This window comes from Bacillota bacterium (assembly GCA_013314855.1).
GTDB lineage: Bacteria > Bacillota > Clostridia > Acetivibrionales > DUMC01 > Ch48.
Genome location: JABUEW010000017.1, coordinates 11741 through 32286, shown reverse-complemented (window position 1 = coordinate 32286; position 20546 = coordinate 11741). Strand labels below are relative to the sequence as shown.

The following is a 20546-nucleotide window of genomic DNA, read 5'->3' as shown; positions in this document are numbered from 1 at the left end:
CGTCACAGAAATGTGGCGGCTTTTCTGCATTTTACGGAGGTGAAACCATTTGATATTCCTGTTATTTTTATTTGTAGTCCTGCTTGCGGTAGGGCTGTTTTTTATTCTCGCGGATGTGCTCAAGCTGCCGACCATGGGAGCAGCCAAGGCCATGCTCAGCGCCGGTAAGCAGGACAAAAAGGCTGCCAAAACCGTGGATGCGTATTTCATGTCCGGCGCTGTCAGGCTGTCAAGATTTATTCGCCTGGATGAGTACCGCAAAAGCCGCATGTCCAACGTCCTCAAAGCGGCGGGCATCAGTATGACACCGGAGGTTTACCTTGCGTATGCCTTCGTCAAAGCAGGAGCGATCCTCCTTGGCGTGATACCCTGCCTGTTCTTGTTCCCGCTGCTTTCCCCGGTGATGGTGCTGCTCGCCGTGCTGGTCTATTTCAAGGAAACCAGAAAAGCGGATGAGCAGCTGAAGGTCAAACGGGAGCAGATCGAAAGCGAGTTGCCAAGGTTCGTGGCGACCATCGAACAGTCGCTGAAAAGCAGCCGCGATGTGCTGTCCATTCTGGAGAATTTTAAGAAAAATGCAGGCGCTGCTTTTGCAAGTGAACTGGACATCGTAACTGCGGACATGCGATCATCCAGCTACGAGGCGGCGCTCACCCGATTCGAGGCAAGGCTCAATTCACCACAACTCTCTGATGTAGTGCGCGGACTCATTGGTGTATTGCGCGGCGATGACGGCGCAATCTATTTTCAGATGCTCGCTCACGATTTTAAGGTGCTGGAGCTGCAAAGACTCAAGGGTGAGGCGCAGAAGATACCGCCCAAAATCCGGATTTTCTCCTTCATTATGCTGATATGCTTCCTGTTTACCTATCTCGCCATCATCGGCTATGAGATCATCAAGTCCCTCGGCGGGATGTTTTGAAATGAAATAGGTTGAATTTATCCTATTTCTGTGTATAATAGAAGTAGGAGGTGTTATGAATGAATATCAACACAAACAGCCTTGTATCCATTACCGAGGCCAATCAGAATTTTTCCAAGGTGGCGCGCTTGGTTGATGAGAATGGTGTTGCGGTCATTTTGAAAAACAATGTGCCGCGTTATATTATCACAGAGTTCAGTGAATTTCAGGCTGAGGAAATGGCGGTTGACGAGGATGTGAAAAGTATAGCCCGCCGCCTGATCACAAAACACCGGGCGGCGTTTGAGGAACTGGCTAAATGAAAAGATTAAGCATCCCGCAAATCGTGATGATGCACAGTGCGTTGATCAAGGAAACCGGAGGATTGGACGGGATTCGTGACGAGAACCTGCTGGACTCGGCGGTCAACGCTCCATTTCAGACCTTTGGCGGTGAATATGTATATAAAACACTGGAGGCGAAGGCGGCGCGTTTGGGGTATTCTTTAGTAAAAAATCATCCCTTTGTTGATGGCAACAAGAGAATCGGAATGCTTGCCATGCTGGTTTTTCTGGAAATCAATGGCATCGAGCTAACATGTTCGGATCAGGATATTATCGAAACCGGCTTAAAGCTTGCCGCCGGCGAGATGGATGATAAGCAACTCTTGGAATGGATTCTACGGCATAATTAAAGAATGGGCATGGCGAAAAAGAGCGGATAACCTCCGTTCTTTTTTTTGCGCTGAAAGGAGGTCTTCTGATGAACGAACAGGATTGAAACAAAAGCTGCTGCGCTTTCAAAACCCGCCGGAGGTGGTGAGGGACCAGTGGCTGAACGAGCAGGGCACTGCTTTGGACGAGGAAAGGGGGCATGTTCTCTGTACACTTGCCGACACAAGGGATGCCGAACAAGATTACGAGCTGGGCGAAGCCTTCCGGGAACCCGGACAGGACGAGGGGGTGCGGATGTGTTAGAAAAGCTGGGGAATAAACGCGGAGAAGGCTACATCGATGTAGCGGTACTGGTACTTTGCGCCATGCTTGTCATTGCTCTTGCCGTCAAGGTATTTCCGGTCTACATCGCCAAGAGTCAACTTGACACCTTTGCCTCAGAACTTTGCAGAGAAGCGGAGATTGCAGGCAGAGTCGGCAGCGAAACGAACCAAAGGGCGCAGGTGTTGCGGAAAAAAACAGGACTTGATCCCGCCATTTCCTGGTCAAAGACCGGCAAAATCCAGCTCAATGAAGAGTTCACGGTGACTGTTTCCATGCAGACCGACATCGGACTCTTTGGCGGTTTCGGCTCCTTTCCCATTACTCTGACCGCACAGGCGACAGGCAAAAGCGAGGTGTATTGGAAAAAATGACAAAATTATATGGTATACTAAAGGAAAAAAAAGGATCGTCATTCCCATTGGTTGTTGCCATCACCCTCGCGCTTGTCATCATCCTGTGCGGAATATCCGAATACATGAGGCTCATGATCATCGCCTCCGGTGTTCGGGATGCGGTGCAGTCTGCCATCATTTCGACAGTTAACGACAACTATGATGATGTTTACCACGGCGTTCGGGAGGGCTATGCAGGAGGGTATAAGCCAAGCGGTTCCTCATGGGAGGGCAGCATTGACTACGGCGATATTTATGAGTATCTTGACAATACCCTTGGCTTGCAAAAAAACGGCGGCTATCATGTAAAATACGCAGGCGAAGGGGTGGAATTTAAGCTCTCCGGTTTATCCGTCGATATTACTAATGTGCCCTTTGCACCCTCCGACTCCGACAGTGCGCAGGGCCTTCTCGCCGATGCGGTGATCCGGCTGGAGGTTCCGATGTCCTTTGGCGGCAAATCCCTGCCGCCGATGCGGATGAACCTTAAGGTGAAAGCGAAATATATGCCTTTATTTTAACTGTTTCAGAGTTGTAATAGACTTTTTAAAACTCTTGTGGTAGGGTGGCTTGTAAGGAACTGTAAAAAATAGACAAGGAGGTAATCTCTTATGAAGAATATAACTGACAAGACAAAGAAATGGCTGACCATCGCCGGACTTGGCATTGTGTGCGCGGCGCTGGTTATTGCAATATCCTCTCAATTTAAGACGCAAACGCCGGTGGATGATGTGATAGCTTCGCCGACTGCAGTTACAGATAATGAGAACAATCCAGGCATCAATACCGGTGATAAGGCAGAAGAAAAAGAAGTGGTCATCCAGGCCAACGAATCGGTTGCATCGCCGACCGATGACACAGCGGCTAAGACCGATCAGCCGGTACAGAATCTTCAGCCGGAAGTGACCAAACCGGCAGCGCCGACAGAAAGCCAAAAGACCGACAAAACCCAAAAGCCCAACGGAGAAAAGGTTGACAATGTGAAAGCGGTAGACCATGACAGTGTAAAAAAACCAAATACCACGCAGTCCGGTGAGCCGCAGGGCGGCGAGAAAAAAGACGGCAAGGTTTATCTTCCCGGCTTCGGATGGATTGAGGATCATGGTGGAGGCGGCGAAGGTAAGGTAGTCGATGGGGACGGTGATATCAACAAACAGGTTGGAACAATGGATTAGCCCATCAAATTAGAATAAAGTACTCCAAGAAGCGCAGCAGAAATGTTGTGCTTTTTGCTGTTTAAGGAGGTCTTTATGAAACGAAACCTTAGTATTTTTCTTATGCTGGCTTTGCTGCTGACCTTCCTGTCTCCTCTCGCTGCCTATGCTGAGGGTGAAGGAAACATTGACCATGGAGGCGGCGGGATGGGCACCGGTACCAGCGAAAACTATTGGAATCCTGGCGATGAGGGAGTTCGTGTAACGGTTGTAAGAGCAAGCGATCGTACAGTAGTAACCACTCCTATAGACTTTACAAATAACCACCCTGACAACATAGCTGTGAATTTTGGAAAGGTCAGTAAAATATCATACAACAGTGGCTACAGTTTAACGCCAAACACAAATAAATACGCTTATGTTAATCCAGCGCAAACTATCCCGAGAATTATAAGCTCTGGTAGTGGCCAAGCAAGCATTGAAGCCATAAAGAAATATTTTTGTTCAGAATATACACTGATGCGTATTGCTGAGCTTACTGGCTTTAACTACAAAACCCTCATCAATGGGGATTACAAAATCCTGCTGGAACCCATAGCCTACATGACCTTTAACGGCATGAAGATGGCCATGACCGCCACCGAGGCGGCCTTGTACGATCAGCAATTGGGCGGTGGTTTGCGTAGCAAGATGGTCTCCCTAAGTCATAAGAACTTGCCGTTAGCCATGTTTCTGGAAACGCCCGATCTTGGCTATCCCGCATGGGCTGGTTCTACGACAACTGCTGCCTCCAACACGGACATCATCTCGTCCCTTGGCCTTGGCATTGTACGGTTCAGCGAAGCAGAGCCTCCCCAAGTGAGCAACTACGATTACACTTACCGTGTCAATACCGAGGTCATCACTTCGGTCATGGTCAGCGGAGGCCAGGCTGATCCCGACAATCCTGTATCGGTACGCTTTACCATCGGAGGCAAAACCTACACGGTAAACCACATATATTATCCCGAAGGTGACAGCCAGCTTGTGTGGGTGCGCTGGACGACACCTTCCACACCGCAGACCATGACAATAACTGTGTCTGTAACCGGCAGAGGCAGAGCAAGCCAAGGAACCATCACCGCAAATATTGTGGATCTGTCGGGCAATGATCCGCCAAACCCCGTTGCAGATGATCGCAATGATTCCTTCTATAAACCAAGCGTCCCGAGTAACCCACAGGTAACCTCCGCCTCATGGGGCGTGTGGCGTCCTTGGTGGCAGGAGTATTGGGTGTGGCACTCTACCGGCGAAGATTCAGGCTATTGGTGCGATCACGGCTGGTGGGAGTTTGATTATGACTCCTACAGGGCAGATCTCTCAGCTTCCATGAGCATCATTCCCGATGCTAAAGCACCAACCGCATCGGGGAAAACCATGAAAAGCGGATATGGCATCAACCAAACCGTGACAGCCAATGTCAGCACCAATCAGTCCTGGGCAGTGACCGGCGCACAGACTGCTGTGACCTATTTCCCAGAATTCCAGTACCAAAACTACTGGCGGTTGCTGGATAGAACCAACAGCGGCTACAGTGCCAAATTCGAGTTTGCTAAAAACAAGTACTCGACCTATAACCGGCGCACCCATTTCATCCCAATCTGGATGCCGGATGGAAGCTACACCCCGTATACGTACCTAATTGACTGCTGGACACCGCAGGGGATGCTTTCTATGAACCTAACAGACTCAGTGAACATAAGCGGAAGCTTATGGGATGACTGGCACATCGCGCCTGTAAAACCTTAAAAATATCATCAGAAAAAAATCGCAAGGCGTGAAAAGCCCTGTGGGCTTTTCTTTTTCAGCAATAAAGGATGAAAGGTGGAAAAATTGATGAAAAAAAAGAAAAAGCTCTTGTACCTTTTTTGCGTTACCCTTGTCCTTATCAGCGTTTTCTGCATGACCGCCTATGCCGCTCCTACCGGCGATGTTGCGGGAGCCATAGAAAGCACATGGAAGGACGCATCCGCGCAGATTAAAACCGTGGTCAACAAGGTCGTTTTCCCTGCAATCGACCTGATTCTTGCTGTGTTTTTCTTCGCCAAACTGGGGATGGCGTACTTCGACTATAGAAAACACGGAATGTTTGAGTGGACGGCTCCTGCTATTCTCTTCGCCTGCTTGATATTTACCCTCACAGCGCCGCTCTATATTTGGCAGATTCTTGGCATGTAACAGCAGCAAAATTGTGCCAGGGAGTCTGTGTAAGAGCAGGCTCTCAATCTTTTCCGAAAGGAGTGAACTTATAAATGTTCATATGGGATTTTGCTGCTGACACTGTCCTCGGACAGATTATGGACTGGATCTATGCTCAGATAATCGGCTTTCTTGGTGAATTCTTCGCTATGATGGGCAACATGGGAGCCGAGCTGTTTGAGATGAGCTGGGTGCAGGCTATTGTGCTGTTCTTCTCCTATCTTGCATGGGCGCTTTATGGGACAGGGCTTGTGGTTTCCGCCTTTGAATGCGGCATTGAATACCAAAGCGGCAGGGGCAGCATCAAGGACACAGCTTTAAATGCCATCAAGGGCTTTATGGCTGTCAGCCTGTTTACCATTGTGCCGGTGGAACTGTACAAGCTGGCGATTACCCTGCAGGGCGCCTTCACATCCGGCATCACAGGACTTGCGGCGGCAGACAGCAGCATCAGCACCATGGCTGCCGCTGCCCTTGCCAGCATAGGCGATGTCTTAGTCAGTCCCATCATGGGGATATTCTGTTTAATCCTCATGGGCTATGCGGTAATCAAAGTGTTTTTCGCCAACCTCAAGAGAGGGGGAATTCTGCTCATCCAGATTGCCGTAGGCAGCCTGTATATGTTCAGTGTCCCCAGAGGATATATCGACGGATTCGTATCATGGTGCAAGCAGGTGGTGGGTTTATGCCTGACCGCATTTTTGCAAGCGACCATCCTCATTGCAGGGCTTATGGTGTTTAACAGCAACATGCTTCTAGGCCTTGGACTTATGCTTGCAGCTTCGGAGATACCACGGATCGCCGGGCAATTCGGACTTGACACCAGCACCAGGGGCAACCTCATGAGCACCATGTATGCGGCGCAGACTGCGATGAACATAACGCGCACAGTGGTAAGGGCGGTGGCAAAATGACGGATATGAAGCTGGTCTATATTTGTTCTCCCTATGCCGGAGATATTGAATATAACACCAAAATGGCAATAGCATACTGCCGCTATGCCGTAGACTGTGGCGTAATTCCCCTGGCTCCACATTTGCTGCTGCCGAGATTTCTCTGTGAATCAAATCCGGCAGAACGAGAGCTGGGAATCAAAATGGGGCTTAAGCTTCTTGCCTTATGCTCCGAGCTGTGGGTGTTCGGCGATAGGATATCTGATGGTATGCGGCGTGAAATTCAGGAAGCCGAAAGGCTCGGGATTAAAATTATTTATCAAGATTCAAATAAAATTCAGGGAGTGATGAACATGAAGCGATGGGGAATTTGGGCAAAGCGCAGTGCTGCCTCTATCTGCGGAGCTGCTGAGGCTTGGCTGAAATCGGAAGGAAAGGTGCAAATCTTTAATACTTATGAGGAAGCTGCCGAGAAAGCAAGCACACTTATGAAAAACATTGGCACGGCAAATGTCTCCTACTATCCCAAGGAAATAGAAATTGAACTAAATGAAGATCAATCCTCTGGCATAAACATGAAGCTATAAGGAGGGGCAGAGTATGTATATTTACCCGGATAATTTAAAATCCAAGGCGGTACTCTGGCTGTGGCAGCTTCGGGATATCGGCATCATCGGCATCGGATGTCTTGTTTCTGTGTTTGCGCTCGTACAGCTCGGCATCCTTCTTCCGATAGTGGCAACTGCCCTCTATGCCTTTTTAACCATCCGTTTTGAGGACACTTCTATCCTCGATTTTATCAAGTATGCCTGTGCCTTTTTTATAACCAAACAGCAGTTATATGAATGGAAACTTCAACCCGCTGTCCATTCAGAACCGGATAGAAAGCAGGTGGACAAATGAGCAGAAAAGAAAAAAAGACAGCCAAACAAAAGCTCTCCACACGGCAGCTCATAAACACAAAGGCCATCACTGACTACAGCCTTTTGACTTACGGCCATGGCGAACTGGTATATTTTATCATCAAGCCGACCAACATCTCGGTTCTGTCGGAAGCCAGTATCGCCGCCCGAATCTATGCTCTTATGACTGTTCTGAAAGGCATGGCTGAGATTGAAATGCTGTGTCTTAACAGCCGTGAAAACTTTGAGGACAACAAGCGTTTTTTGCGAAACCGCATTGAACAGGAGGATAACCCTACTGTCCGAAAACTTTTGGAGGCAGACTTGACCTTTCTTGACCGCATACAGGTGCAGATGGCGACCGCCCGTGAATTCCTCATTGTTATCCGGTTGCAGGATGAAAAACCGAACGAAGTGTTCCCGTATTTAAACCGTATTGAAAAAACCCTGCGAGAGCAGGGCTTTTCCGTTAAAAGGGCCGAAAAAGAGGACATCAAAAGAATCCTTGCCGTGTACTTTGAGCAGAATGTGACTACCGAAAAATTTGAGGACTTCGATGGTGAGAGATGGGTGATTTTTGGTGACTAAATGGAAGTTTTTGTGGTATAATTAAATGATAAATACAATGAAAATAGGTGAATAAAGATGGATATATACAGATTACTTGACTTATATAAGGCTGCTATAGATGAGCGCAGACCCTTCGAGGGTGAGGTGCTGACACAACTTAAAGAATACTATCGTATCGGCCTTACTTGGTCATCCAATGCTCTTGAGGGAAATACCCTTACGGAAAGTGAAACCAAAGTGTTGCTTGAGGATGGATTGACTGTTGGCGGTAAACCCTTGCGCTATACCTTTGAGGCAATCGGTCACGCTAAAGCCTATGATTTCATGTTCACACTGCTTAAAAATAGAACCATCACGGAAAGAGATGTTCTGACAATGCATCAAATGTTTTATGAGAATATAGAGAAAGAATATGCCGGAAGATACCGTGACATGGATGTTTTCATCAGCGGCTCCAGATATCCTGTGGCAGAAACAAAACGCATACAGGAAGAAATGGATGGACTTTTTCAGTGGATTGCAACCGAAAGAGAGAAGTTTCATCCGGTAGTGTTTGCAGCACAGCTCCATAAAAGATTTGTCTTCATTCATCCGTTTAAAGACGGAAATGGCAGAATTGCCAGGCTCATTATGAACACCGCACTGATACAGGATGGATATCTTTTGGCTGTAATTCCTCCGGTGCTTAGACATGAATACATTGAACTTCTTGAAAAAGCCCATAGAGATGACAAACCCTTTGTACAGTTTATTGCAGAGCGGGTTATTGAATCCCAAAAGGAAATCATGCGGCTTTTGCACATACCAATTCCAAAGCTGGACAGCGGCATGGGTATGCAGCTATAGCATAGATATATCAAATTATGATAGCGGAACCTTATTGCTTTACTATTAAAAGCACGATTGCCAGAGATGTGGTGATGTTATATGGACAAAGTCAATATAGTCAAAGGATGGCTTGATTTTGCAAATAAAGATATCAGCTGCGCAAAGCATCTCCTGGGTATGCGTCCGGTTCCATTGGAAATCATCTGCTATCACAGCGAACAGGCAGCCGAAGAAGCGGTAAAAGGTTTTCTTATATACTATAATGTCGAACCGCCCCGTACTTACGACTTAGAAATGTTATGCCGTATGTGCATGGATATTGACAATACTTTTGATAAGTTGATTGAGCATTGTGGAAGACTTGCTAGATATGGCGAGCAGATATATCCTTTAGAGATGCAAATTTCACACAACGATATGAGAACAGCCATTGCTGATGCTGATCATGTAATGGAATTTGTACTTCAAAGGCTTCAGCTTGCCGAGGAAATTTCACCGGATGACGATAGGCAAAAAGACCAGCAAGAAAAAACAGCAGGGCAGCAACTAACGTAATATATTCATTATAAATGCCAAGCGAAAATCGTTTGGTGTTTTATTTTTGCCTTTTTTAAGGCTGCAGCCATGTTCTCTATCTTTATTAATGAAGGGTGAGGCTGCTCTTTATCTATTTTCTCCTATGGACTTCCGCTGCTTCTTCGTTTATTGTGTGTGCTGAGGTGATTAGGATGGCAGTTGTACAGGATACTTGTGGGAGGCTTGCCATAAAAATTCAGGCAGGTCTTTTTTATTTGTTTTTCGAGGAGAGGAGATGATGCAATGCCAAAAGCAAATCGAATGAATACTGCCGTGGCGCAGGAGGACGTCCGCATACAGGAATTTCTTGATATGATCGCACCGTCGGTCATCAAATTCAACACCGACCACTTCATCTGCGGCAATACCTACCGCTGTGTGTGGGCGCTTCGCGAGTACCCCACAGCCACGGAGGAACAGGCAATCCTGCGCCACCTTGGGGAAAAGGACGGTGTCACTTTAAAGATTTATGCCCGTCACGTCACCCCTGTTGAGGAAAAGAAGATCATTAGCAATGCCGCCAACAAGAACCGCATGAAGCGGAGCAACACCAATGACCTCCAGCAGACCGTCACCGCTGAGAGCAATCTGCAGGATGTAGCCTCCATCGTAGCCAGCATGCACCGGAACAAAGAACCACTGCTCCATGCCGCCGTCTACATTGAGCTTTTAGCATACGACCTTGAGCAGTTAAAGCTGCTGCAGACCGAGGTGCTGACCGAACTGATTCGCTCTAAGCTCAACGTTGACCGCCTCATGCTCCGCCAGCAGCAGGGCTTTATATGCGTGATGCCTTCGGGTTGGAATGTGTTCGGAGATCAGTTTGAGCGGGTACTGCCGGCATCCTCCGTTGCCAACCTTTATCCTTTTAACTACTCCGGCAAAACCGATGCCAACGGCTTCTACCTGGGCAGGGACAAGTTCGGCAGCAACATTCTTGTGGATTTTAATAAACGTGCCGATGACAAGACCAATGCAAACATTCTCATTCTTGGCAACTCAGGACAAGGAAAGTCCTACCTCCTGAAGCTCATCCTATGCAACATGCGGCAGTCCGGCATGCATGTACTGGCGCTTGATCCGGAGATGGAGTACGAGGAACTAACCAACAACCTTGGCGGCTGCTTTATTGACTTAATGTCCGGCGAATATATCATCAATGTGCTGGAACCGAAAACATGGGATGAAAACGGCGATCCCAGGGATGCTGAAGCTCCCCAGGCGTTCCGGCAGACCTCCAAACTCAGCCAGCACATCAGCTTTCTCAAGGACTTTTTCAGAACATACAAGGATTTTGACGACCGGCAGATCGACACCATTGAAATCATGCTGGGGAAGCTGTATGAGCAATGGGGCATCACGGACCACAGCAACTTTGACCGGCTTAAATCCACCGATTATCCCATCCTGTCCAACCTATATGAGCTGATTGAAAACGAATACAAAACCTTTGATGAAAGCAAACGCCAGCTTTATACCGCAGAAATCCTGCAGCAGATCTGCCTTGGACTCCATTCCCTATGCAAGGGTGCGGAGTCTAAATTTTTTAACGGGCATACCAACATCACCAGCAGCCATTTCATCACCTTCGGTGTGAAAGGACTGCTGCAGGCAAGCAAAAATATCCGCAACGCCCTGCTGTTTAACGTGCTGTCCTTCATGTCCAACGAGCTTTTAACCAAGGGCAATACGGTAGCAAGCATCGATGAGTTTTATCTGTTTCTTACCAACCTCACAGCGGTTGAGTATATCCGCAACTTTATGAAGCGTGTCCGCAAGAAGGACAGCGCCGTGATCCTTGCCAGCCAGAACCTGGAGGATTTCAATATTGACGGCATCCGGGAGTATACCAAGCCTTTGTTTTCCATACCGACTCATGCCTTCCTCTTTAATGCAGGAAACATTGATGCCAAATTCTACATCGATACCCTGCAGCTGGAGCAGAGCGAATATAACCTGATCCGCTACCCGCAGCGCGGTGTGTGTCTCTACAAATGCGGCAATGAGCGGTATAACCTCATGGTGACCGCGCCGGAACACAAGGCAAGGCTCTTTGGAAAGGCGGGCGGCAGATGATCAAAAATCGGAGAAATCCAGTATGGGCGAAACGCCTGTGCTGCGGCAAGGGGGTGAAGGTTTTTGGAGATGAAGGACCAGCGCTTCGGCATCGAAATCGAATTGACGGGACTGTCCCGTCTGCGCGCTGCCCAGGTCATGGCGGAATACTTCGGCACGCCGGTTTCCCATGACGGGGGCTATTACGGCATCTATTCTGTCCTGGACGGCCAAAGCCGCCGGTGGAAGGTCATGAGCGACGGCAGCATCACTACAGAGAAAAAAGAAGGGCGGCGGATTATTCCGGCCGACAGCACCTACAGCGTGGAGCTGGTCAGCCCCATCTGCAGGTATGAGGATATTGAAGCCATACAGGAGATTGTGAGGAAACTCCGGGCTGCAGGAGCCATCGCCAATGCAAGCTGCGGCATCCATGTCCATGTGGATGCGTCACATCACAATGCTAACACCCTGCGAAATATCACCAACATCATGGCCAGCAAGGAGGACTTGATCTATAAGGCGCTGCAGGTTAATGTGGCAAGAGAGCGGAGCTACTGCAAAAAGGTGGAGCAGAGTTTTTTAGAGGAACTCAACCGTAAAAAACCGAAAACTTTGGAGGATGTCAGCAGGATCTGGTACAACGGTAATGACGGCAGGCATGAGCATTACCACAACAGCCGGTACCACTGTCTCAATCTCCACAGTGTGTTTCAAAAAGGCACGATCGAGTTCAGGCTGTTTAACGGCACCACCCATGCCGGAAAAATCAAGGCATACATCCAGCTCTGCCTCGCCATCAGTCACCAGGCGCTCACCCAGCGCTGCGCCAGCAGGGCAAAAACCCAAAGTACCAATGAAAAATATACCTTCCGCACCTGGCTTCTGCGGCTGGGCCTTATCGGCGACGAATTCAAGACCGCCCGGTTGCATTTGCTGGAGCATCTGGACGGCTGCATCGCCTGGAAAGACCCCCAGCAGGCCGAGCGGCAAAAGGAACGATTAAGGCAGAAGAAAGAAAAAGAACGAGCGCAAGCGATTACAGAAGCTTCAGCAGAACAAAATCAAGAGGACATCGAACAGACCGAGGCCGAAGAATGCCCCGGTCTTTCTATGTCCATGTAGGAGGACTGATCAAACATGAAAAGCAAAACCTTGTACATTGCTTACGGCAGCAATCTCAACCTGCAGCAGATGGCATTTAGATGCCCCACTGCCAAGGTAATCGGGGCAAGTAAAATTAAGGATTATGAGCTGCTGTTCCGCGGCGGTCGCAGAGGTTCGGTAGCAACGGTAGAACCGCTCAAGGGAAGCCATGTTCCTGTTCTTTTATGGGAACTGAAAGAAAAAGACCTGCAGGCCCTTGACCGTTATGAGGGGTATCCCCATTTTTACCGCAAGGAAATCCTTGATGTCGAGCTTAACGGCAAGACCATTTCTGCGATGGTTTATATCATGAATGACGGGCATCCCCTCGGATCTCCGTCCGATTACTATCTCAATGCCATCATGGAGGGCTACAAAAGCGCAGGCTTTGATACCGAGTACCTGGAGCAGGCGGTGGAAAAATCTATCCGGCTTGCTAAGGAACAACGGCCGGAACAGGAAAATCTGTTTGACTTGAAATGGTGGTGATAGTTATGGCTGATCCGGCTACCATTACCCTCGCTGTTAAAGCGGCGGTTGCAGCGGCAACAGACAGACGGACATGGGAAGTCCTCGGCGTCCTTATCGCTGCCATTCTTACACCGTTGATTCTGGCCATCGTGATGATCGTGAGCCTGCTCTCCGCCGCAGCAGATCATAACAATGCAGCCATAGACCTGTGCTTTAACGGTGGTGCGATCTCCTCGCAAATGCCAGAGGATTACGCCGCCTACATCCGGGATATGCAGGACAGCTTCGCCATGCTTGACACCGTCATCTCCGGTATATCATTACTGGTGGAGGGCGGTAGCATCGACAGTACAAGGGTTAAGGCGATTTTTTATTCTCTGTTCTTCGGCGCTGAAAATCTGCAGATGGATAGCTCGGACTACCGTGCCTTTGCTGACTGCTTTGTCCGTTATGAAACCCGCACCCGAACCGTGGACAATGGCGATGGCACAACCTCGGAGGAAGAATACACCGTGGCCGTGCCGATCAAACCCCTGCCGGAGATCTACGCCAACCTCGAAACCGCCCTGGGCAGGACAATCACCTATGAGGAACAGGCCAACGCCTCGGAGATTTACCACCATATATTGTACGGGGGCAGTGTTCCCACACATGGAGAAGAATTTGATGCTTGGGTAAACGGACTGCCGCTGTCCGATGCACCCTTTACCGGCGTGGACGGTTTCTGTTCTCCTCTCGGTGAAAACTGGCGCAGCATGGTCACCTCGGAATTTGGTTACAGAACCGATCCCTTCACCGGCCAACGCAAGGGACACTCCGGATTGGACATGGGCGCGCCCAAAGGCACACCGATCCGTGCAGCCCTTGATGGTACTGTGCTGTTTGTGCGCTATAAGAACACAGGCTACGGCTATCATCTGGCCATTGACCACGGCGGCGGTTTCGTTACCTTATATGCCCATTGCTCCAAAATCCTTGTCACTGAGGGGCAGACCGTGAAGGCGGGCGACATCATCGCACAGGTCGGTTCCACTGGCCGGAGTACCGGAGAACACTTGCACTTTGAGATACGAGTGAATGGTGAAAAGCAAAACCCAAGAAACTATCTGCCGTAAGCAGGGTGAAAAACGATGCTGCAGATTAGAAAAATGAGTTACTCCGATGGCGATTCTTCCTGTTAGAATAAACTTACAGCCTTCGCAATTCTGTCTAAGCTCATTAAAAGTGTGGTATAATGAAACAAATAATGTAAAAAAGGAGGAATGCGCTTGGATCAATATAACCGGGTTGTTGAACTGTGGCAGTCATACAAAATTGCGTCCGCTGCTGATTTAGATAAATATCTTGACAGTTTCCGCATCCTGTTTGCGTTTCATTCCGGGAAGATAGAAAATGAGGAAATCACCTATCACGATACAAGGGAAATCTTTGAAAACGGCAGGGTTGTAGACTATACCGGAAGTCCCCGTGCCCTGTTTGAGCAGCAAAATCAAAAGCTGTGCTATGAGTTTTTGAAAGAAAAAATCGTGAAAAAGGAGCCTCTCAGCATAGAGTTGGTTAAGGAAATACACATGGTTCTCACCAGCGGAACTTATGATAAGCGCAGGTATATTGAAAATGAGGAACGACCAGGCGAATTTAAAAAGCACGATTATGTAACTGGCGTCCATGAGGTGGGCTCCGCTACGAAAGATGTGGAAAAGGATCTGAAAGAGCTGATTGCCGAAGTCAACGCCTATGAGGGAAAAGATGTCTTAAAAGCCGCCGCCTATTTTCATGCAAGGTTTGAGTATATCCATCCCTTCGCAGACGGCAACGGGCGTGTCGGCAGGACGCTTATGAATTACTATCTTATGACCCATAACCACCCGCCCCTTATCGTCTATAACGAGGATAAGCGGATGTATTACGAGTGCCTGCAAAAGTATGATGAAGCCGAGGATTTAAATCCCCTTTATGAGTTTCTCAAATATGAAACGGAAAAGACATGGGAAAAGGCACTGGCTCTTGCCGAAGGTATGAAGTCGGAACGCAAAGGCTTGTCGGATTTTACCCAGAGTATGTAAACAACAGAATAATTAAGAAGCGAAAGTCATCTCGAAAAGGGATGGCTTTTTTGCTTGCCAAGGAGGGAAAAAATGTTAAAGACCAAAGCTATTTTTGAAAGAAAAACCGCTGACTTTCAGCCCAGGGACTGCGTTATTGAAAAAATTATTGAGCTTAATCCTCGGGAGTACGATACATTTTCCAAGAATATGCTGGCGGATTACGACTTTATCAAGGACAACATCGACCTCATGTATGTGGACCAAGAGGGGACATATCACTGCTTGATGGTAGTTGGTGAGGGCAGGCCGGACGGTATACTTGTAGAAAGCGAGGGAAGCAGTTACGCCCGCTACGCTGCTTTCCTGCCCAACGCCTGTGATTTTCTTGCTGCGCATCAGGAGCAAACTCAAGGGCTTCATGATGCAAAGCCGGAGCCGGAATCTACCGGTATGAAAATGAATTTGTAGGAGGAAAAGAGCCATGAGAGAAACCGAACTGAAAATAATGTTCCCCACGGAGAAGCTGGATGCACTCCGTTTTTTTATGGGCAAAAAGGAGCTGGCTGTTGAGCAGGAGCTAAAGGATTACCTTGATAAAACCTATGAAAAAGTTGTTCCGGCACACGTCCGAGAATATGTGGAAAGCAAGCTTGACCAAGCATCGCTGCAAGAGGAAACGTCTGAACAGAGAGCTCAGGAGCAGCAGGCGGAGCCACAAAGGGAACGCCAGTCAAGACAAACCCGCCGCCAGCGTGAGCAGGCGGTGGCTGAATCAGCATCATTATCTTCGCAGGCCAGGCAGCCGGAGCTGCCGGAAGAACCGGAAGAATCCCAGGGCATGAGCATGAGTATGTAAATTCAAAAGGAGAGATTCACAATGAAACAAGCAACCCTGCAAATCAAATTTGATGAAGAAAAGCTGAACGCTATCAAGCAGTACATGGGTAAAAAGGATGCCGACCTTCAGACGGAGCTGGACGATGTGATGCAAAAGCTCTACGAAAAGCACGTCCCCGCCCCAGTTCGTGAGTACATTGAAAGCCGGGATTCCAGGGTGCAGGAAAAGCCGAAAAGACCGTCCCGGCCTTCCTCTACGGCTGCTGCCAATAATGCCAGCACCACCGTGTAAATAGCATACAAAAAGCCAAATATTTGGCGGCTGTGTGCCCTTGTGCGGCCTTTTCAGGGGGAGGATGGCATCTATATACCTTTGGGCAGTTTTCCGCCCCTTTTTGGGGCTTGTTGAGAGCATAAAGAAGACGGCAGCAGGCATGGCTTATCCTTGCAGGGGTGAACCATGGGGTCGAAAACGGTGCAGGTTAAAGAGGGGTGGTCGCAGGCGACCTCCCCTCGAATCACATCAGCCCGCAATGCGGGCTGAAAGGCTTTGAATCAGGTGCACCTGAATAGGGCTGCAGTTACCCCGCGGGTGGTCGGAAATCCGGGTTTTTCCCGCATGCAAAGGCTTTTACAGGTACACCTCACAGGTGGTTGCCGAATATGTGAATGGAATCCAGATAAGGAACGGAGGTGGATTGAGAGTGGCAGAGGAGAATAAAAAGAGAATTCCCATTTGGCTGTATCCCGAAACCATAAAAAAGACAGATGAGCTTTTCCCGAAGAACAACTGCAAAAGCCGGAGCGAGTTTATAGAAAAGGCCATTCACTTTTACAGCGGATATATCACATCCGGTGAAAACAACAAATATCTTCCCAGTGCAATTACCTCCACCCTTTCAGGTATTGTTGAAAGCTCTGAGAACCGTATTGCACGGCTGCTTTTCAAGCTGGCGGTGGAGATGTCCATGATGATGAATGTCCTGGCGTCTACTGTTGAGATCGATGAAACGCTGCTGCAAAAGCTCCGGGGGAAGTGCATCAACGATGTGAAAAAGACCATCGGCTCTGTTACCTTTGAGGAAACAGTGAAATATCAAAAGGGTAAGTAAGGTGATATGCTATGCCCAGGATCATATTCAAATGCCGGTACTTGAAAAATGCACCCAAAGCGCATCTGGCCAATCTGGTAGAATATGTGGCCACCCGTGAGGGAGTCGAAAAAGTCTCCGACAGCTCACGCCTCCTTCCTGCAACAAAAAACCAGCAGATGTTAATTTCTGAAATTCTGAAAATGCTGCCGGATACTGCTGACCTATTCGAGTACGAGGACTATCTGAAAAATCCGACAAGCGAAAATGCATCGGAGTTTATTTCTATTGCTCTTGAAAACAATCTCGATCTGATTGGTAAAAAGAAAAATTTTGTAGACTACATCGCTAATCGTCCGAGAGTTGAAAAGATCGGCAGCCACGGACTCTTTACAGATGAAGGTGTACCTGTTGTACTTTCAAAAGTTGCTGATGAAGTATCAAACCATTCCGGAAATGTGTGGACAAATATTGTATCCCTCCGGCGCGAAGATGCATCAAGGCTGGGATATGACAATGCAAAGTCATGGCAGGATTTGCTCCGGGCACAGCGGAATGTCATTGCGGAAAACATGAAGATTGCTCCGGAAAATTTGCGATGGTATGCTGCTTTTCACAATGAAAGCCATCACCCGCACATTCACCTGATTGCTTACTCCATCAATCCCAAAGAAGCTTATGTCACAAAGCAAGGGATAGAAAACATGCGGGGAAGTCTCGCACGGGAAATCTTCCGCCAGGACCTGATGCAGATTTATGAAAAGCAGACGGAACGACGCAATGCCCTGAATAGGCAGAGTCGTGAGGCCATGCAGGACATCATCGCTCAAATTCGTTCAGGGATATGTGAAAATAAAAATATAGAAGAATTGATTGCCCGCCTTGCTGAAAAGCTCAAGCATACTTCCGGCAAGAAGCAATACGGTTATCTGAAGGCTCCCCTCAAGGAAGTCGTTAATCAGATTGTCGATGAGCTTGCAAAGGATGAAAGAGTAACAGAGCTTTACAGCAGCTGGTACGAAATGCGTAATGAAGTTTTAAGCACCTATGTTGACAAGCTGCCGCCGCCTCTTCCGCTTTCACAGCAGAAAGAATTCAAGAGCATTAAAAACATGGTGATTGCCGAAGCGTTAAATATCGGCAGTCACCATTTCACTTTTGAGCCGGACGAGGAGCAGGATATATCAATAGAAGATGATGGTGATATTACTGCTGCCACCACATATTTTGAGAAATCTGCAAAGCTCGGAAATGTCAACGCACAGTATATGCTCGGCAGGATTTATCTTGAATCGGACAGCGAGCATGAAAATGTAGAAAAGGCATTGCAGTGGCTGGGGAAAGCTGCGGACAACGGGAATGCTCTCGCACAGTATGCAATGGGGAAGCTGTACCTTACAGGAAACCATCTAGAGAAAGATGCCGTAAAGGCTGTGGAGCTGTTCACCAAATCTGCAGAACAGGGAAACCAGTATGCGCAATATGCCCTCGGCAAACTGTATCTTTTGGGGCATGATGTCAGGCAGGATAAGGAAACAGCGTTGCATTGGCTGTCGGCAGCTGCAGCACAGGGAAATATCTATGCAGAGTATTTGCTGGAACGCATGGATTCCTTCAAAGACCCATCCATACTCCTTGCAGCAACACGATTGATGCATCACTTGGGCAACATCTTTAGAGAGGAGTATCAGAAAGCTTTTGGCAATCCTCTCATCCAGATTGACCGAAAGCTCCGCAAAAAACTCATGGAGAAAAAACTGGCGCAAGGTCACGCATATAACGACCATGCGCCACATCAAAGCTATTAGGAGGAATTCGCATGAAGAAGAACTACCTACAGAAAAAAGAAAAGCTCCCCGTCTCTTATATATTCTCAAGACTGAAGCCACCTGTGAAAAGGGTGGCTTATTTTCGCAGGTCGGGCAAGCGGAAACGCTGACAAAGGAGGATCGCTATGGCAGAGTACGTACATTTTACCGATGAGCAGAAACAGCGTGCAAACTCCGTTGACCTTGTGGACTTTCTCAGACGGCAGGGAGAGCAGCTCATACGCTCCGGCAGGGAGTGGCGGTGGAAGCGTCATGATAGTGTGACAATCCGGGGCAACCGGTGGTTCCGCCACAGCGCCGGGCAAGGTGGTCTGGCCATTGATTTTGTGCAGGAATTTTATGGCCTCTCATTCCCTGATGCAGTGACACTGCTGCTAGGCGGCGAACAGGGTGTGGAATTTAAGCAGATCAATAAAAATGACTCCCCACCAAAGCGAAAGGAGTTTCTTCTGCCGGAGGCTGCAGATAATATGCGCCAGGTATATGCCTACCTCTTGAAGCAGCGGTATATTGACCGGGATGTCCTCACCCACTTTGTGAAAGAGAAAAAAATATATGAGGATAAGGAATATCACAATGTTGTTTTTGTAGGCTATGATGAAAGCGGAACTGCCCGGCATGCGCATAAAAGGGGAACCTATTCCAACGCTGCTGGTTACCGTGGCAATGTGGAAGGCTCCGATCCAAAATACAGCTTCAATTACATCGGTACAAGTGATACCCTTTATGTATTTGAAGCTCCCATCGACATGCTGTCATTTATCACCTTGCATAAGAACGGCTGGCAGCAGCACAGTTATGTAGCGCTGGACGGTGTGGCTGAACATGCCATGCTGCATGTGCTGTCAAAAAATATTCACCTTAAAAATGTGGTATTGTGCCTCGACCATGATCCTGCCGGTATAGAAGCTTCCGGGCGACTTACAGACATATTGCATGAAAAAGGATACGCCTGCATTTCATATTTACAGCCCGCATGCAAGGATTGGAATGAGGACTTGAAAGCGCAGCATGGCATAACACCAATTCCGGCAAAACCGCATCCGAAGCTTGAAGCCTGCAAAGAGCTGTGCGGAAAGATTCATTACTTGTGCAGCATTATCAAATCCGTGAAAAATCCCCATGAAATGCTGATGGAGCACTATGAAAAAGCAGTGCCCCTCATGCAGTCATCAAGGTCAACCGATAGACAAAAAGCTGTCCTGATGGAACAGCTGCTAAGCATGACGGTATATGCGCTATTTGCAGTGATGGTGCAATACCGGCAGCTTGAAAAACCGGTGAATTTTAAGCAACTGACCGATGAACTCTGTCGCAGCTATCACCCGCACCAGGACCGGGGAAAGCTGAAAACCAAAGCAGAGGATATCCAGCGGGATGTCAATGCCATTATTGCTCAGCTCAACACATCTGGAATCCGTACCCTTGAGGATAAGCAAAAATTAATCGCATCATATATGAGTCTTGCACTAAACTGTGTCAAGGCTCAAATTTTTATATGCCTCGAAAGCCAGGAGCAAAAAATTGAAACCCTGCAAAAGCAGAATGAAGAGAGAGTCGATTATATGCAGGCTGTTTGCGAAGAATTTTTGCAGCCTGGTATTTAGCAATATTATA

General features: G+C 48.2%; 27 protein-coding genes. All 27 read left to right on the top strand.

Features of this window, described 5'->3' with window-relative positions; all coding sequences use genetic code 11:
* The first annotated feature begins 49 nt into the window (after nt 1-49).
* The 27 genes from HPY74_04490 to HPY74_04360 all read left to right on the top strand — a co-directional run bounded on the left by HPY74_04490 (nt 50) and on the right by HPY74_04360 (nt 20536).
* Nucleotides 50-922 (top strand): secretion protein F, encoded by an 873-nt coding sequence (locus tag HPY74_04490; GenBank protein NSW89938.1) that lies wholly within the window; start codon nt 50-52, stop codon nt 920-922.
* A gap of 59 nt (nt 923-981) precedes the next feature.
* The gene (locus HPY74_04485; GenBank protein ID NSW89937.1) at nt 982-1224 is read left to right on the top strand and encodes a type II toxin-antitoxin system Phd/YefM family antitoxin; all 243 of its coding nucleotides are present in this window, start codon (nt 982-984) and stop codon (nt 1222-1224) included.
* On the top strand, nt 1221-1595 hold the full coding sequence (locus tag HPY74_04480) for a type II toxin-antitoxin system death-on-curing family toxin (protein NSW89936.1): 375 nt from the start codon (nt 1221-1223) through the stop codon (nt 1593-1595). Before HPY74_04485 ends, HPY74_04480 begins: the two co-directional genes overlap by 4 nt.
* A complete protein-coding gene (locus tag HPY74_04475; protein ID NSW89935.1) occupies nt 1555-1878 on the top strand; it encodes a hypothetical protein in 324 nt (107 codons plus the stop codon). Before HPY74_04480 ends, HPY74_04475 begins: the two co-directional genes overlap by 41 nt.
* Nucleotides 1872-2270, top strand: coding sequence for a DUF4320 family protein (locus HPY74_04470; protein NSW89934.1), 399 nt, complete (start codon nt 1872-1874; stop codon nt 2268-2270). The genes HPY74_04475 and HPY74_04470 overlap by 7 nt, the downstream gene beginning before the upstream one ends.
* Nucleotides 2267-2812, top strand: a complete 546-nt coding sequence (locus tag HPY74_04465; protein NSW89933.1) for a hypothetical protein — start codon at nt 2267-2269, stop codon at nt 2810-2812. The genes HPY74_04470 and HPY74_04465 overlap by 4 nt, the downstream gene beginning before the upstream one ends.
* Nucleotides 2813-2902: 90 nt before the next feature.
* Nucleotides 2903-3466 carry a hypothetical protein gene (locus HPY74_04460; protein ID NSW89932.1) on the top strand — a complete coding sequence of 188 codons (564 nt, stop codon included), beginning with the start codon at nt 2903-2905 and terminating at the stop codon, nt 3464-3466.
* 75 nt (nt 3467-3541) lie between these two features.
* Nucleotides 3542-5233, top strand: coding sequence for a hypothetical protein (locus HPY74_04455; protein ID NSW89931.1), 1692 nt, complete (start codon nt 3542-3544; stop codon nt 5231-5233).
* An 87-nt stretch (nt 5234-5320) separates the two neighbouring features.
* Nucleotides 5321-5662, top strand: coding sequence for a DUF3852 domain-containing protein (locus HPY74_04450; protein NSW89930.1), 342 nt, complete (start codon nt 5321-5323; stop codon nt 5660-5662).
* A 74-nt stretch (nt 5663-5736) separates the two neighbouring features.
* Nucleotides 5737-6597 carry a hypothetical protein gene (locus tag HPY74_04445; protein ID NSW89929.1) on the top strand — a complete coding sequence of 287 codons (861 nt, stop codon included), beginning with the start codon at nt 5737-5739 and terminating at the stop codon, nt 6595-6597.
* Nucleotides 6594-7163 carry a DUF4406 domain-containing protein gene (locus tag HPY74_04440; GenBank protein ID NSW89928.1) on the top strand — a complete coding sequence of 190 codons (570 nt, stop codon included), beginning with the start codon at nt 6594-6596 and terminating at the stop codon, nt 7161-7163. Before HPY74_04445 ends, HPY74_04440 begins: the two co-directional genes overlap by 4 nt.
* A 13-nt stretch (nt 7164-7176) precedes the next feature.
* Nucleotides 7177-7479: a hypothetical protein gene (locus HPY74_04435; GenBank protein ID NSW89927.1), complete on the top strand. Its 303-nt coding sequence runs from the start codon at nt 7177-7179 to the stop codon at nt 7477-7479.
* Nucleotides 7476-8066 (top strand): hypothetical protein, encoded by a 591-nt coding sequence (locus tag HPY74_04430; GenBank protein NSW89926.1) that lies wholly within the window; start codon nt 7476-7478, stop codon nt 8064-8066. Before HPY74_04435 ends, HPY74_04430 begins: the two co-directional genes overlap by 4 nt.
* A 57-nt stretch (nt 8067-8123) precedes the next feature.
* The gene (locus HPY74_04425) at nt 8124-8894 is read left to right on the top strand and encodes a Fic family protein (protein NSW89925.1); all 771 of its coding nucleotides are present in this window, start codon (nt 8124-8126) and stop codon (nt 8892-8894) included.
* Nucleotides 8895-8975: 81 nt separating this feature from the next.
* Nucleotides 8976-9431 carry a HEPN domain-containing protein gene (locus tag HPY74_04420; protein NSW89924.1) on the top strand — a complete coding sequence of 152 codons (456 nt, stop codon included), beginning with the start codon at nt 8976-8978 and terminating at the stop codon, nt 9429-9431.
* Between the two features lie 282 nt (nt 9432-9713).
* The gene (locus tag HPY74_04415; GenBank protein ID NSW89923.1) at nt 9714-11528 is read left to right on the top strand and encodes an ATP-binding protein; all 1815 of its coding nucleotides are present in this window, start codon (nt 9714-9716) and stop codon (nt 11526-11528) included.
* A 63-nt stretch (nt 11529-11591) separates the two neighbouring features.
* Nucleotides 11592-12632: an amidoligase family protein gene (locus HPY74_04410; GenBank protein NSW89922.1), complete on the top strand. Its 1041-nt coding sequence runs from the start codon at nt 11592-11594 to the stop codon at nt 12630-12632.
* A 15-nt stretch (nt 12633-12647) separates the two neighbouring features.
* Nucleotides 12648-13142 carry a gamma-glutamylcyclotransferase gene (locus tag HPY74_04405; protein ID NSW89921.1) on the top strand — a complete coding sequence of 165 codons (495 nt, stop codon included), beginning with the start codon at nt 12648-12650 and terminating at the stop codon, nt 13140-13142.
* Between the two features lie 5 nt (nt 13143-13147).
* Nucleotides 13148-14239, top strand: coding sequence for a M23 family metallopeptidase (locus HPY74_04400; protein ID NSW89920.1), 1092 nt, complete (start codon nt 13148-13150; stop codon nt 14237-14239).
* A 153-nt stretch (nt 14240-14392) separates the two neighbouring features.
* Complete coding sequence (locus HPY74_04395) at nt 14393-15190, top strand: Fic family protein (GenBank protein NSW89919.1); 798 nt, start codon at nt 14393-14395, stop codon at nt 15188-15190.
* Between the two features lie 72 nt (nt 15191-15262).
* The gene (locus HPY74_04390; protein ID NSW89918.1) at nt 15263-15640 is read left to right on the top strand and encodes a hypothetical protein; all 378 of its coding nucleotides are present in this window, start codon (nt 15263-15265) and stop codon (nt 15638-15640) included.
* A 13-nt stretch (nt 15641-15653) separates the two neighbouring features.
* Entirely contained in the window at nt 15654-16028 is a 375-nt protein-coding gene (locus tag HPY74_04385; GenBank protein NSW89917.1) for a hypothetical protein, read from the top strand.
* 21 nt (nt 16029-16049) lie between these two features.
* Entirely contained in the window at nt 16050-16301 is a 252-nt protein-coding gene (locus HPY74_04380) for a hypothetical protein (protein ID NSW89916.1), read from the top strand.
* Nucleotides 16302-16365: 64 nt separating this feature from the next.
* Nucleotides 16366-16563, top strand: a complete 198-nt coding sequence (locus tag HPY74_04375; GenBank protein NSW89915.1) for a hypothetical protein — start codon at nt 16366-16368, stop codon at nt 16561-16563.
* A 150-nt stretch (nt 16564-16713) separates the two neighbouring features.
* Nucleotides 16714-17121 (top strand): hypothetical protein, encoded by a 408-nt coding sequence (locus HPY74_04370; GenBank protein ID NSW89914.1) that lies wholly within the window; start codon nt 16714-16716, stop codon nt 17119-17121.
* A gap of 11 nt (nt 17122-17132) precedes the next feature.
* The gene (locus tag HPY74_04365) at nt 17133-18908 is read left to right on the top strand and encodes an SEL1-like repeat protein (GenBank protein ID NSW89913.1); all 1776 of its coding nucleotides are present in this window, start codon (nt 17133-17135) and stop codon (nt 18906-18908) included.
* Nucleotides 18909-19054: 146 nt separating this feature from the next.
* Nucleotides 19055-20536, top strand: coding sequence for a toprim domain-containing protein (locus tag HPY74_04360; protein ID NSW89912.1), 1482 nt, complete (start codon nt 19055-19057; stop codon nt 20534-20536).
* Nucleotides 20537-20546 lie beyond the last annotated feature (10 nt).